The organism is Tepidisphaeraceae bacterium (assembly GCA_035998445.1).
Classification (GTDB): Bacteria; Planctomycetota; Phycisphaerae; order Tepidisphaerales; family Tepidisphaeraceae; genus DASYHQ01.
This window is the reverse complement of the sequence record DASYHQ010000032.1, coordinates 87,708-102,172: the sequence shown is the minus strand read 5'-3', so window position 1 is coordinate 102,172 and position 14,465 is coordinate 87,708. Positions and strand designations below refer to the sequence as shown.

10 protein-coding genes are annotated in these 14,465 nt (G+C 63.9%); 2 read left to right on the top strand and 8 right to left on the bottom strand.

The genetic code is table 11. The features are described 5' to 3' along the window. Positions 1-49 precede the first annotated feature (49 nt). From VGN72_12785 to nagB, 3 genes are all read right to left on the bottom strand, one after another. Positions 50-1,402 carry a galactokinase family protein gene (locus VGN72_12785; GenBank protein HEV7300238.1) on the bottom strand — a complete coding sequence of 451 codons (1,353 nt, stop codon included), beginning with the start codon at positions 1,400-1,402 and terminating at the stop codon, positions 50-52. Further along, on the bottom strand, positions 1,399-2,160 hold the full coding sequence (locus VGN72_12780) for a sugar phosphate nucleotidyltransferase (GenBank protein ID HEV7300237.1): 762 nt from the start codon (positions 2,158-2,160) through the stop codon (positions 1,399-1,401). Before VGN72_12780 ends, VGN72_12785 begins: the two co-directional genes overlap by 4 nt. Positions 2,161-2,222: 62 nt before the next feature. After that, complete coding sequence (nagB, locus tag VGN72_12775) at positions 2,223-4,151, bottom strand: glucosamine-6-phosphate deaminase (GenBank protein ID HEV7300236.1); 1,929 nt, start codon at positions 4,149-4,151, stop codon at positions 2,223-2,225. Between the two features lie 89 nt (positions 4,152-4,240). Here nagB and VGN72_12770 point away from each other — a divergent pair, with 89 nt between their 5' ends. Beyond that, a complete protein-coding gene (locus tag VGN72_12770; protein HEV7300235.1) occupies positions 4,241-5,389 on the top strand; it encodes an ROK family protein in 1,149 nt (382 codons plus the stop codon). A gap of 69 nt (positions 5,390-5,458) precedes the next feature. Here VGN72_12770 and VGN72_12765 read toward each other — a convergent pair whose 3' ends face one another. Genes VGN72_12765 through VGN72_12755 form a run of 3 tightly spaced genes read right to left on the bottom strand, consistent with a single transcriptional unit; the run spans position 5,459 to position 9,639 of the window. Next, positions 5,459-7,015: a DUF4038 domain-containing protein gene (locus VGN72_12765; GenBank protein ID HEV7300234.1), complete on the bottom strand. Its 1,557-nt coding sequence runs from the start codon at positions 7,013-7,015 to the stop codon at positions 5,459-5,461. Between the two features lie 9 nt (positions 7,016-7,024). Further along, on the bottom strand, positions 7,025-7,459 hold the full coding sequence (locus VGN72_12760) for a hypothetical protein (GenBank protein HEV7300233.1): 435 nt from the start codon (positions 7,457-7,459) through the stop codon (positions 7,025-7,027). A 56-nt stretch (positions 7,460-7,515) separates the two neighbouring features. After that, positions 7,516-9,639 carry an ADP-ribosylglycohydrolase family protein gene (locus VGN72_12755; GenBank protein ID HEV7300232.1) on the bottom strand — a complete coding sequence of 708 codons (2,124 nt, stop codon included), beginning with the start codon at positions 9,637-9,639 and terminating at the stop codon, positions 7,516-7,518. A 151-nt stretch (positions 9,640-9,790) separates the two neighbouring features. Here VGN72_12755 and VGN72_12750 point away from each other — a divergent pair, with 151 nt between their 5' ends. After that, positions 9,791-11,035 (top strand): XylR family transcriptional regulator, encoded by a 1,245-nt coding sequence (locus VGN72_12750; GenBank protein HEV7300231.1) that lies wholly within the window; start codon positions 9,791-9,793, stop codon positions 11,033-11,035. A gap of 22 nt (positions 11,036-11,057) precedes the next feature. On the opposite strand, the gene VGN72_12745 is transcribed toward VGN72_12750, so the two are convergent. Both VGN72_12745 and VGN72_12740 read right to left on the bottom strand, forming a co-directional pair. Continuing rightward, positions 11,058-13,505 (bottom strand): ATP-binding protein, encoded by a 2,448-nt coding sequence (locus VGN72_12745; protein HEV7300230.1) that lies wholly within the window; start codon positions 13,503-13,505, stop codon positions 11,058-11,060. A 612-nt stretch (positions 13,506-14,117) separates the two neighbouring features. Beyond that, positions 14,118-14,348, bottom strand: coding sequence for a hypothetical protein (locus VGN72_12740; GenBank protein HEV7300229.1), 231 nt, complete (start codon positions 14,346-14,348; stop codon positions 14,118-14,120). Between the last annotated feature and the right edge of the window lie 117 nt (positions 14,349-14,465).

Genomic DNA, 14,465 nt, shown 5'->3' with positions numbered 1-14,465 from the left:
AGCACGTTGCCCATCGGGAAGCTGCACACTTTCTGTATCTGGTGAACGGCTACAGCTCGAAGGCGGCGCAACCGGGCCGGGTGATGAACGTGCGATGATCTTTCAACCGCTCACGAGCGGCGCCGACGTCGCTCTCGCGGAAAAGTCCCCAGACGCTTCCGCCAAACCCCGCGCCGAATGCGCTGGCGGCAACTGCGCCTGTCTCTCGCAATAGCCGCTGTAATTCGATCGTCTCCTGAACCTGATTTTGCAGTTGCGTCTCGGCCAGATGCTGGCTTTCGTCGACAACAGGGCCCAATGCGTCAAGTTCATTGCGTGCGATCGCGTCAGCGGCAGCGGGAATCAACCGGGCCGATTCGACCAAAAATTGCTCCAGACGCTCCACCAGATCCATATCCACGGCAGCGCGACGGGCGAGCTCTTGCAACTCAGCCGCCGCCTGAGGGGTAGCGGTAACCGCCTCGCGTAGGCATCGCGCCGATCCCGCGCGCGATTCGTTCCAAAGCCCAACCAGCCGACGCGCACGAAGCGAAACGCGGTTGTACTTCTCCAGCGCAGCACCGGTTTTTTCGGCGACAATGCCCGTGTCGGCGATCAGGAAGTTGAGACTGGTCGGCAGGTCGACATCACGCTCGTGCGACACCGGACAGAATGAGTACACGCTGAGCTTGCCGGGTTTGCTGCAGAGGATGGCGGTGTGATCTTGACTGCCACCGAACGTTCCGACGCCGCGGTCGCCTGCGAAGTCGCGGAAGCTCTCACCATTTTCGATGCAGCCCAAGTATCCCGCCAAGTCTTCGCGCGTTTTGATGTTGCGCTGCAGAGTCGGATTCTGCGATAAGCCGTTGATCCGTGCCAGCACGAGGAAGCAACCGACGATCATCGCGCTGGAACTGGACAGTCCAGAGGCGGGCGGCAAATCGCTGCTCATCGCTATGTCCGCGCCCGTTGTGGCGGTGGCAAAATTGCGTGCCACTCGGCGGGCTACCGTAGCAGGATAGTTTGACCAATGTCCGACTGCCGGCTGAAGTGCGGGATCGAGGGCCGTTACCGCCGTATCGTTCAAGTCTATCGCAGCGAATCGGATAGCGTTGTCAAAGCGCGGAATCGCAACGAAACACATGCCGCGTTCCACCGTGCAGACCAGCGACCGCCCACCGCAGTAATCGGTGTGCTTTCCCAAGACTTCAATGCGACCCGGAACAAACACCGCCACGGCCGCGGCATCACGTGGTTGGCCCGCTGCGATCAACGCCATAGCGGCGCTCGCAAAGCGATCCGCCTTTGCAACGGCCTCCGGGGCGCTCATTCCCGCGCGCGTTAATCGTTCGATGGCGAAATCACTTCGCAGGAGCGCGTCCAACGTTGCGCCTACGGTCGAAGTGGCGAGCGGTGCGGTCACAGGCACACCTCCACGCCTTCGAGCCGATCGGTTACCGGGCCGATGTCTGCCCGGCTTGAGAGGTCCAGCACGGGCGCGTTGACGAGGCAGGCCGTAAATTCTGCGTCATGGTCGATACACCACTGCACCGCATCGGTGATCTCGTACTCGCCGCGCGTGCTCTTGGGGATAGCTCGGCAGGCGTCGAAAATGCACGCGTCGAAAAGCCACAGGTTCATCGACAGGTAGACGTCGGCACCGAACGCGCGCAGCACCGCGTCCGACGGCTTCTCCACGATGCGCAGCAGGCGCCCGCTCTGGTGCTGCCCTACCGCGAAGGATTGGATGCGCTCGGGCGGGATGTTGCTGCCCTTCAGCATGGCCGTGCGCTCGAACAGTGCCACGGCCGGCGCGGGCGATTGTCGCAGCGCGGCCAGCGCGATCAGCGGATAGTAATTGTCACTGTTGAGCATCACGAACGGTTCACCGCCGCTCCACGCTTCCACCGCCGCCACGGCGTTGGCCGTGCCCAGGGGTTGTTCCTGCACGGCGAAGTCAATCGATAACCGATCCGTCTTCAGTTCCTGCCCGTAGTAGCGACGCAGATCGTCATGCTCGGGCCCAATTACGAGACAGATCCGCTTGAAGCCGGCCTCGGCGAGGACGCTGAGGATGTAATCCAGGAATGGACGTTTGATCGGGATGAGCGCCTTCACCCCGCTGTCGGCCACCTTGGATTGGCGGTCGTCGAGCGTGCTGCTGTTATCCTGCTTGCGCATACGCGTACCCAGCCCGCGTGCGAGGATGACGGCGCGATCGGTGGCTGGGGTGGACCACTGCCTCATTTGGCCCCCGTCCAACGAACGAAGCCTTCCATCGCCGCGTATTGCGCCAAGCCCAGCCGGTCGTACAGCACCGCCGTCTCGCGGTTGCGGTCTTCGGCTCGCTGCCAGAACTCGCGCGGATCGGCCCCGGGAAACATAGCCCGGTCCTTTTGACTCTGATGTCGGAAGATCGCCAGCCGCTTCCGCTCGACCTCCTCAGGCGACAGCGGCACCGCCATATCCACACGTTCCGGTTCCCACTCCTGCCACGCCCCGCGGTAGAGCCACACCTGGCAGTCTCCGAACCAGGGCTGGTGCTTGATGCGGGCGATCGCACGCACGATCGCGTCCAGACACACGCGGTGCGTGCCGTGCGGGTCGGACAGGTCGCCGGCGGCATAGATCTGGTGCGGCTTCAACTGCTCGAGCAGATCGACGATCAGTTGCACGTCCGGCTCGCCGATCGGCTTCTTCTTCACGGCGCCGGTCTCATAGAACGGCATGTCCAGGAAATGCAGGTTGGCCATCGGCACGCCGCACTCACGGCAGCCCGCCCGTGCCTCACCCCGCCGAATCAAGCCTTTGATCGCAGCGATCTCCTTGCTGTCCAGCTGTCCGGGCTGCTTGTTGCGCAGGAACTCTTCGATGTGCTGCTCAATCGCATCGGTTTGTGCCGTGCCCACTCCGATGAGGTGCGCGAAGTCGCGCGCGAAGTCGGCGAAGCGCAGCGCGTCGGCATCGAAGACGGCGATGTTGCCGCTGGTCTGGTAGGCCACGTGCACGTCATGCCCGTGGTCCACGAGCCGGATCAGGGTGCCGCCCATGCTGATCACGTCATCGTCGGGGTGCGGGCTGAAGATCAGGCAGCGCTTGGGGAAGATGTCATCACCCGGCCGCGATATGTCGCCGGGTCGCTTGGCGTGGTCCGGCTTACCGCCCGGCCAACCGGTGACGGTGGCGGTCAGCGCGCGAAAGACATTGAGGTTCGTATCGTAGGCGCGACCCTTCTGCGCCAGCAGGTCTTGAAGGCCCCCTTCGTTGTAATCTTCCTCCGTCAGGTGCAGGATCGGCTTGCGGGTCTCTAATGCCAGCGCGATGACGGCCTTTTTCACCAGTTCCGGGTCGTCCCACTTCACCGGGCCACACGTCCATGGCTGCGCGTAACAGGCCAATTTGGCGCTGGATGCGTCATCGAGCACCACGAGCGTATTCGGGTGCCGCTGCAGGAAGCTCGCCGAGACCGCCGGCGTTACCGGGCCTTCCATTGCTTTGGCGATCACGCCGGCCTTGCCTTCACCGAAAGCCAGCATAATGACGCGCCGGGCCCGCAGAATGGTGCCGACACCCATCGTGATCGCGCGGCGCGGCACGTATTGTTCACCGAAGAAGTCACCGGCCGCATCAAGACGTGTCAGCTTGTCGAGCGTGATGATGCGCGTGCGGCTGTCGTCGGAACTGCCGGGCTCGTTGAAGCCGATGTGCCCACTGCGACCGATGCCCAAGATCTGCAGGTCGATCCCGCCCGCTGCCTCGATCTTGGCTTCATACGCGTCGCAGAACGCCGGCACCTTCTCGATCGCCAGAGTACCATCCGGAAGGTTGATGTATGCCGGCGGAACGTCGATGTGGTCGAACAGGTGCTCGTGCATGAACCGCACGTAACTCTGCACCGCGCCCGGCTGCATCGGGTAGTACTCGTCGAGGTTGAACGTAATCACGTTCCGAAACGACAGCCCCTCTTCGACGTGCATGCGGATCAACTCCCCGTAGACGCCCGTTGGCGTGCTGCCGGTCGCAAGCCCAAGCACGCACGGGCGGCCGGAGGCGTTCGTCTCGCGAATGAGCGCCGCGATCTCCGCTGCCACCGATCGACTCGCGTCGTGCGCGGACTTGAAGACGCGATGCGGTAGCTTGGAATGCTGCGGCGATCGATGGGCTGAAGTCATGATAGACAATAAATACATCGTGTTGTATTATATGGCAAGCATAAACTTCACTGGCTTTGCGTTCGGCCTGTGAGACGATGGCAATGAAGATGCAGCATGATACTCATCGGCCGGTGGAACCCATGGGCGAGCGCGAACGTCAGTTCGCGTCGCTCATCTGGCGGCGCGGTCCCATCGGTCGGCGGGAGATCCATCAGCTCACCCGCGTCCACCCAACGCTCACGGGTCAAGCAGTCGCATCATTGATCGACCGCGGGCTGGTGCGCGATGCCGCTCCGCCACCGACCACGGATCGTGGTCGTCCGCAGGTGCCGGTCGAGATCGACTCTGCAAGCCGAACGTTCCTGGGTTTATCGATTGCACCGGGAGTTGTTCGCCTTGCACGGGTCAACGCCAGAGGCGTTGCCTGCGGATCGGAACATGTCGAGCGAGTGACGCGCGATTCGCGGTTGATCCAGACCGCTGCGACGGTGCTTCGCGCCCAGGTTGACCCGTCGGTCTTCTCGATCGGCATCAGCTTTACGGGCGTGGTTGACCCCCAGGCGCGGGCACTGCTGTTCAGCTCGTCGCTGCGATCGTCAGCGACCACCGTGCCACTCGATCCGCTTTACGACGCGGCCGGTGACACGCCGATCGTCCTTCACAACGACATGCACGCGCTGGCCCTTCGTTGGCTGTTGACGCACGGCGGACCCAGCGGTGACGTGCTTCTGGTGGGCCTGGATGACGGGCGGCTGGGCGCGTCGCTCTTGATCGACGGTAAGCCGCACCGGGGCAGCGTGAGCGCGGCGAACGAGCTAGGGCACACACGCTTGGCCGTTGCCACAGACCGGTGCTACTGCGGGCAGGAAGGATGCTTGGAGCGCATCGTCAGCACGCGCCAACTGGCCCGCTTCGGTGCCAAGAGTGACCGCCGACTAAGCGAGGTGCTGGCCGCCCCGAAGCTGGACCGCGCAGCGATGGACCACGTGCTTGATCATCTGGTGACCGGCTTGGCCAACGCCGTGAATTTCATCCGCCCCAAGACGCTTGTGATCAGCAGCCCACTGGCCCGCTACGAAGTATTGGTGTACGTCCTGCGGCGTGAACTGCCGCCGCGCATCCTGCCGGGGCTGCGGCAGCAGGTTTCGATTGAGTTCGCCGACCAGTTTGACTTTCAATCAGCGGAGAATGCGGCGTGGCTCGCATTGGCCGACGTCTTCGGCGGAAACGCCACGGAGTCCGAGGAGCCCTCTTGATTGCGGGCTCGTCGCCCGCAGGTGAGTTTTGATCGGCTGGCAACTGGCCCTTACTTACTTCGATGAGATTCAATCAGATTCCGCAAACTCATCACAGAACACCACAACCCGCGGCTGGCGATCGCGGCCAAGCTCGACGCGAGGACGCGCACCAGTGCCGAGTTGACCTCGGCCGATCACTTCGCCGGTACGCGGGTCGTGAACGCGGTAGTTGCGCGGCACGTCCTCGAACAGCACCGCGAAGCCGTCACCGAACTCCTGATACTTCACCAGCAGCCGTCCCGGCACCACCAGCGCACGGCCGGCGGGCAGCGTCGTGATGAAATCCTCTCGCATGTCTGCGCAGGGCAGACCTGCGAAGATCTTGCCGACGATACCGACATAGTTCGACCCTTCGAACGCCAGCGCGTCACGCCAGTCGGCGTGCTCGGCACAGCACCAGCCGGCGTGCGCTTCGTCGCGCGTGAGCCGCCACTGCCAGAGGCTGCCGGCGCCGTAGACCACGCCCATCGTGCCGCCGGCGCACAGGTTGGCCCATGCCTCGTGTCCCTGCCACCAGCCGACGCCGCGATCAGGATGGCCGATGCGCTCGTAAGTCGGTTCTCCGTTGGCAACGGCCTTTGTGGGAAGGTTGCGCGTCATCTCGGCGACGCGCTCGGGCAGGTGTTCACCAAGGTGGCCCGTCTGGCACCACTGAAAGTCGAGCCAGCGCTCGCCCTGGTTGATGTTCGCATGGTGCATCGGCGCGTAATGCATGCCGGTCGGCTGGCGGTAGCAGTCCCACTGCTCCACCTCGCGACCGCCCGCCGACACGCCCGGTTCGGTGCCATGCCCATCAGCGCCAATCAGCCAGATCGCCGGGCTGGCTCCATAGCGCGCCACGAGGTACCGACAGTAGCGCGCGTACTCAGCCGGCCCCACGACCCGACCCGCAGTGTCGAGTCCCTTCCAACCGTAGCCGTGAAACACCGGCTGATACACCGGCACGATTCCGTGGCGCAGCAGGATCGCCATCAGCCGGTCGAGGTTCTGAAAGTAGCTGACGTTCATCTGGTTCAGGTGACCGTCGGACAAGTCCTCGAACCCGACGTCGAAGCCGTCGAGCGCGGTGCGGTCGCGCGGCCCGACGGCCTTCATGTCAGGTTGAACGGTCATCAGCAGGGCCGCGTTGAAACCCTTAGACCGACGGTCGGCGGCGTATGCTTCAGCCTGCGCCTCCGTCGCCCGCCAAGGCAGTGCCCAAGCCGTGTCGGCGACCATCAGCCACGATGTACCATCGGCGTGGATGACGCTGCGCCCACCGGACGACATTCTCAGCAGACCACGATTCAGCAAGGGTTCTGCCGAGTCGTACGGCGTCGCATCAATCGTGGCCTCGTCCACCAGCCCTTCATCAGCCGGCTGAGAGAACCACTTCCCGACCCACTGCCCCGCTGTTGGCGGCGCGAAACGCACGCGCCACGTGTTTCCCCCGTCCCAGTACGCCGGACGACGCAACGGCGTGCCGTTGCCGCCCACCTGCTGCCACTCGATCCAGACGGTGACATCGGTATATGGATTCACGAAATCAGCTTTGGCGGTTGCAGAGACCTCGACTGGCTGCCAGACCTTCGCAAGTGAGTTCATAGCCCAATGTTATAAATCGACCCGCTGTGTCACGCGAGCCCGGAACGGGCAGGTCGAAAACTCGGACATGAACATCTGCTCATCGCCCCAGAACGTGCCGGGTGACTGCGGAACGTAGACCATAAACCCCCGGCTGCGCGCGTTGCGCAGCAAGTTATAGATGTTCGTGTCCACCTGTGAGATGTTGCGTTCGTCGGCCGCATTGCGGTTCGCCGCCTCACCATCGCCGTGTAGGAACGTGACCAGCGGATAGCTGTGGCTCGCGTTGTAGTTGTCCGGAACGTACAACCGGCCGTAGACGTTTCGATCCGAATTCACGGTGCTGCGGGCGTTGTAGTGGGTGAAGTCCTTCAGCCGATAGTCTGGGCCTGAAGCGCCCTCTAACTTCAGTACGATGTCCGCCATTTGCGCGTGCGCGTCAACGGCGACGAACAAAGTCGTCATCGTTCCGGCCGCTACTAAAGTTCTCACTCCTACCGATCCTGCGCGGTTGAGTGACATTATTGAGATAACGCGGTGACTTCGATCGGTCCCGCGTGCGCTCGGCCCTCTTCGATCACGATGGCAATGCCGCCGCCCTTCAGTGGTTCGACCGCGTCGGTCGCCGTCAGGACCTGTTGGCCGTCGAGCGTGCCCGTGATCTTGGTGCCTTGGACGGTCAGGCTCATCGCGTAGCCGCGTTCACCGAGCGCCCAGTCAGCCGGGGCCTCGGACAGCACGGTCTGAACATCCCGCATTTTCACCAGTTGAACGACCCGGCGGTCGGCATTTGTCGTGAGCAGCAACGCGTAGTACCGCCGCATCCCCTGCACCCGCGCGGCCAAGCCGACGGCAGTGGCCAGCACGGGCAGAACGGTGGTCGCGACGGTGTAATCGGTCCAGTCGCGCGTGCCGTACATGTGCAGTCCACGGCCGCGGTTCTGCGTCACACGGTATTGGTAGTCTGGGACCCAGTAGCCGGCCGAGCTAACGCCCTCGGCCCAGGCGCGAGTCCACGCTGTCCCACCATCCTGCGGGCGCGTCAGAGTGACGGTCGGGGCGCCTGTCCAGTGTAGGCGATCCACGTAAACCGCCCCGCTGGCCCCACCGGTTGCGCGAATCTCAAATCCGACTTCCGCAATCGGCTGCCCACCTGTTTGCGGAATGGTCCACGCCATGTCATGCGTATCGCCCGGCATCAACTCGACCGATGGCCCGGCCACTTGGACGAGCGCGTCGGCGCCGTCGTAATGCCGCAAGAACAGTTGCAGAAGCGCCGGCCGATCGTTCTGCGGATCCGCCTGCACCGTTGAGGTCATCCGCTGGCCCGGATTCAGCGTTGGAGAACAGATCAGCTTGTAGGCGTCGGCGACCTTCAGCTTTTCCGGTGGAGAGAACGTCGCCGTCGTGGCTCGGGCAACGCGGCCAAGCGCCAGCTTGTGGTACGTGATCGCCAGCCGCCCGGCATCGTTCGAAACGGTCGTCGTCCCGTGCGCATCCCATCGTTTGTCGGGCACGAAACCCTGCACGCTACCAGGGAAGCTGAAGTGGAAGCGCGCGCCGTCCTTAGGCTCCCGCGGTGCACGGCCCGCGAGTCGTCGTCCCGCGTTTTCCACGGCAAGCGCCACGTTCGCGGCGTCGGTCATGCATCCACCGGCGTCGGCAGTGGGTAGATATAGCCGCTCGGCAACCGGCCCTCGCCAGTCCGGCCCTGCCTCGATGCCCGCCAGCCCGTTCTTGATGCCCATGAGGCACCCGACGTTGCCGCTGTTGCAGTCGGTGTCCCAGCCGCAGGTGTTGGCGATCATCAACGACTTCTGAAAGTCATCGTCGCCCCACAGAAGCGCCAACGCGATCAGTGCGTGGTTCGGCACTACGTGGCAGTTACCGCCGTACTTGTCGTAACCGTAGTTTGGCTCTACCACTTCCGTCATGGCCCGCTGCCAGTCATCGGTCTTGGCGCGGAACGCGCGCAAATCGTCAATAACGCGGTAGATGATGGAGGTTTTCGGGATGTAGCTCACGCCCACGTCGAACAACTTGTTCAGATCGCGTTCGACGAACGCTTGCGCCTCCATCGCCGCAACCACTTGGGCGGCCAGAATCGCTTCACCATCGTGCGACACCGAAGCGGCCCGGCGAGCGAGCGAGACGGCCAGATCCGGGTCACCCGGGGCCACCATCGCCCAACCATCGATGAAAATCTGCGCGCCGATCTGCTCGGCCACCAAGCGCCCGTTCAGTTCGGCGCTGCCGCTGCGCGGGGCGGCGATTCCATCCTGAAGTCGGATGAACGCGGTGTGTTCCGTGCTGAGCCCCATCCCGCCCCACCACAGGATGGTCTTGTTATCGATGATGTAGTTCAGCCACGTCTGCCCAACCTGCTCGGCCGTTAGCTGACGTCCCGCATGGGGGTGGTCGTCCAGCGCACGAAGGAACGCGAAGGTGCCGGAGATGTCGTCGTCAGTGACGATCAGCTCGACGCCCCGGCGGTCGTGCACGTAATAATTGACCAACCCGATCTTGCTCAGCACGTCACGGTACGACCACCCTTCAATAGGCCGGCCGAGGTAGACGCCGATCAGCTTTCCGAGCACGCCTGCGTAGACACGGTCGGAGTAGTCAGGTGGCAACGCAGTTGGCATAGGTCGTCCATCGATGGTGCGAAAGGGGATCAGGGTCCGCGCCATCAAGGATACAACATCCATCCGTAGCCGTGGGGCACGCTATGCGCAAAAGTGGTTCCGTTTTGCGCCGCGGCTTGCGGGCCGGCTCAGGCGGATCGATGATGGGACGGTGCTGCAACGAGGCGCGAAATCGGTCGCATTGCTCGCGCGATTGGATTGGGGATTCTCTCGCGCGGCGATCCGGGGCGCCAGCCTGCATGCGCACACGGCCGGTTGGCACCTGCACCTGGGCCCGCCCGTGCCGGACATCATCCCCCTGCTGCGCGAGTGGAGCGTAGACGGCGTCATCGGATACGTCCCCAGCGAAAGCTTCCGAACCGCGTTGACCCATGTTTGCCCGAACGTCGTCTCCCTCTCCAACATCGTGAAGGCCACTGGTGACGGGTCAGATCGGCTGCGCGTCGTAAGCGCCGATGACGCAGCCGTGGGCGCCATGGCGGCCCAGCACTTCATCGAACGTCGATTCCGACACTTCGCCTACCTCGGTTACGCCGACATGCTATACAGCGTCGATCGCGAACGGGGGTTTTGTGAAAAGGTGCGATTGCACGGCATGAAGGTGGCGGTTTATCACGCCGCCCGACCGTCCGCGAACACGTTCCCGCGCAGCCTGAAGGCGTTCGACGATGGTGGCTTGGCGAAGTGGCTCCGCGAAATGCCCAAACCCGTCGCAATCCTGACCTGCCACGATGCCTGCGCCATGCAACTGGCCGAGACGTGCCGAATCGCCGGGCTGGCCGTGCCTGAGCAGGTGGCGATCGTGGGGGTGGACGATGACGAGGCGCTGTGCCTGGCAGCGTGGCCCCCACTGTCAAGCGTGCAGTTGCCGGCCGAGCAGATCGGCCGACAGGCGGCGCTCTGCCTGCAACGGATGATGGAGCGAAACGCCACCGAAGCGGCCACGTTGCTCCCACCGACGCGCGTGGTCACGCGACAGTCGTCGGACATCATCGCCGTCGACGACGACGACGTCGCCGGCGCGATCCGTATTATTCGCGATGCCGGCGGCTGCATCACCGTCAGCGAGTTGATGCAACGCCTGACCATCTCCCGGCGCGCGTTGCAGATGAAGTTCCACCGCTTGCTGGGCCGCTCGCCATTAGACGAGATTCGCCGCACCCGCGTCGAACACGTCCAGCGACTGCTGACCGACACCGATCTGCCCATCTACGAGATCGCCCGCCGCACCGGCTTCGGCAGCCCCAAGCGGCTGGCGACGGTCTTCGCACATTTCACCGGCCGAACCCCCACTGCCTGCCGCCGCGGTGCGATGGAGAAAGCCAATTCAGTCCGTCGCAACGAGCGCGTTACAACAACACCAAGAAAGCCGTCCTTACCAACCCGTCGAAAGTAGCACGCGACCATTCGCGATGCACCTAACTGCCGACGCGCCCGACGAGGCTGGCTACCATCGTGATTAACTCCGCGGGCTCAACCGGTTTGACGACGTGCATCTGGAAGCCCGCCTGCACGGCGCGTATGCGGTCCTCTGGCCGCGCGTACGCGGTCAGCGCGACCGCGGGCACTTTTCCACCCTGCGTTGGATCGAGCGCGCGTATGCGGCGTATCAGCGAATATCCGTCCTCTTTCGGCATGCCGATGTCGCTCACCAGCACGTCAGGCGCCTCGGACCGATAGAAGTCGAACGCCTCACCGGCCGACGACGCGGTGCGGACGATGGCCCCACATTCTTCAAGCAAGCGACGTACGACCGTGCGACCATCGGCCTCATCATCGACCACCAGCACGCGAACACCTTCCAACTGCAGACACGCCTGACGGTGCATCTCGGTGTGCAAACTGACCGCCGGGTGTTCGAGGGCCGGCTTGGGTGACGGATCAGACTGAACGCTCGCCAGCGGCAACGCCACCACGATCGTCGCGCCCAGACCGACGCCGTCGCTCTTTGCACGCACGCTGCCGCCGTGCAGTTCGACCAGCTGTTTGACGATCGACAGGCCCAAGCCAAGCCCCCCGTGCTGGCGAGTCGTCGAGGCATCGGCTTGGCGGAATCGGTCGAACACGTGCGGCAGGAACTGCGCGCTGATCCCCTGCCCGGTGTCGACCACGCTCACCTCGACGTGCGAACTGGCATGCTCGAGCGCCACCTGCACGCGGCCACCTCGCGACGTGAACTTCACCGCGTTGTTCAGCAGGTTCCAGAACACCTGCTGCAGGCGGTTCGGATCACCGGAGACAGGCCCGACGGAGGGGTCGAGCACCGCGCTCAGTGTTACGTTCTTCACCTCGGCTGCCGGCCGGACCGTTTCGATCCCGTGCTGCAGCAGCACCGCCAGGTCGACGCGCTGCACGTCCAGGCGCACCTTGCCGCTAATGATGCTGCTCATGTCCAGCAGGTCTTCGATGATCTGCGCTTGCGCCCGAGCGTTGCGCTCGATCGTTTCCAGGCCCGCCCGCAGATCGTCATCGTCGCGTACCCCAGGTCTGTTGCTCAGCAGGCTGGACCATCCCAGGATCGCGTTCAACGGCGTGCGCAGCTCGTGGCTGAGCGTCGCGAGAAACTCGTCCTTCATGCGCCCCGCCCGCTCCGCCTCGAACCGCGCCCCGCGCTCGGCACTCAACAGCTGTTCCCGCTGGTGCTCGGCTTCTTTCTGATCCGTTACGTCCAGATACGTGCCGATGCAGCGGATCGGCCGGAGATGGCCCGCACCCTTCGGTGACGCGAACGTGACTCGCCCGCGAACGCGGATCCATCGGACCGCGCCATCGGTGCGGACGATGCGCTGTTCGACCGCGAACTCGCCGGGGCCGTTGGGGTCCATGGCGGCCGCGACGCTTTCCATCACCATCGCTCGGTCGTCGGGGTGAAAGTGGCCCTGCACCTTCGCGAACGTCAGTGGCTCCTGGTCTGGCCAGCCATAGATGGCCCGCCCGGCCTCGTTCACGATCACGTCGTCGGTCAGCAGGTCGATGTCGAACGTTCCCATGCCGGCAATGGCCAGCGCCAGCCGCAGCCGTTCCTCGCTCTGCCGCTGTGCCGCTTCCGCCCGTTTGCCCTGAGTCACGTCCTTGAAGAGGATCGCGACCTTACGATCCTGGACCGGGCCGGTCCGGAATGCGTAGACGTCGAACCAGCGTCCCATGGGGTCGGAAGCCTGGACGAACCGCATGGGCTCGCCGGTGGTTGCCACGCGCCCGTACATCTCAAACCAACGCTCCTCAAGCGATGGGACGAGTTCGCGCGCGGTCCGCCCGACGGCGTTCTTCAGGCCCGTGTGCTGCTCGAACATCGTGTTCGTCTCAAGGAAGCGGTAGTCGTGGGCTCGGCTGTCCGCGTCGAATATAACCTGTACGACGCATAGGCCTTGGTCGATCGACTCGAACAGCCCACGGTAGCGCTGCTCACTGGCGAGCACTTCCGTCTCCGCCCGCTTGTGCTCGGTTAGGTCGATCCCGTGCACGAAGACACCGTTGACCGCCCCGTCGGCCGCCCGAAGCGCCTGGTAGACAAACTCGATATGCCGTTCCTCCAGCGCGTGTCCGGGCGTGCGCTGCACCATCACCCGCATGTCGCGCCCGACGAACGGCTCGCCCGTCGCGTACACACCATCCAGCAACTCGAAGAAGCCTTGGCCGGCAATCTCCGGCAACGCGTCATGAACGGACTGGCCTAGCACCTGACGGTGCCCGATCAGCTCGTAGTAACGGTCGTTCGCGAGCTCGAAGACATGCTGCGGGCCGCGCAGCACGGCCATGAACGATGGCGATCGCTTGAACACGTCGGCCAGCAGGCTCCGCTCCGTCTCGAGCGCGCCGCGGTCCAGCCTGTTTTCGGGATCTCCACTGGTTTCAGACGAACTCATTCCACCTCAGGCGATTCGGATCCGACGCAGCGGCCAGTCACGATGACCACGCACCCTTACCTCCTCGGGATTCTACGGCGAGCAGGGCAGAACGCGTAGGGCGGGAACGTGGCGGGAACATCCGGATGGACCGCACCGTGATCGCCACCACCAAAGTTGCCACGGCATTGCGGTCATCGGTACGTCTCTTTTCTCGATCTTCGCGATCGATTCGCTCCACCGCTCATTCTGGAACCGATTGGCCAAAGTTGTCGCCGCTCAGGCTCTCGTGACCTAGCACCGTTTCGTGGAACGTCTTGCTGCGCTTCTACAGTTCCTTGGCCATTGCGCAAAAGGTTTCCCCGCACCAGGCTCACCCACGTGTTCGAGCCGCGCAGCCATGTCCGCATCAGCATTATGAAATCTTCGAAGCTGCGAAGCACCTGCCACAGCATCTCGCCATCGGAGCCCAGTCGAGCCAGCAGCGGGCCGATTTCCTTCGCGGGCAAACGGTAGTCCGCGTTGAGGGAGTTGGCCCGCCGGGTCCATCTGAGGCTAAAGCATCGTTGAACATGACGTGTCCGCGCGGGGTTGTTCGGCACCAGTAGCGGAACGGTCACCGCAGGCTGTCGATCACCGGGAAACGCCTGCGTCGCCCGCGGCTTCCAATCCAACCATCGCCAGCAGAGCGGCGACGTTCCGTCGCGCCTCAACCGGGTGGCGCAGCGGGACGTGATCGTGGATTTGATAGTGATTTCGGCGCCCCTGACGCACCCGCGTGAGCACGCCCCCCGCCTCCAGGTCGGCGACAATCGCCTGCACCGCACGCTCGGTAATGCCCACCCACTCTGCCACATCACGCAACCGCGCCTCCGGGTGCCGCCATAGGCAGATTAGCACGTGCGAGTGGTTCGTGAGAAAGGTCCACGGGGGGCGTCCTCCCGCGTGGCCGGGGCCACTTTGGCCACCTGATTTTGCACC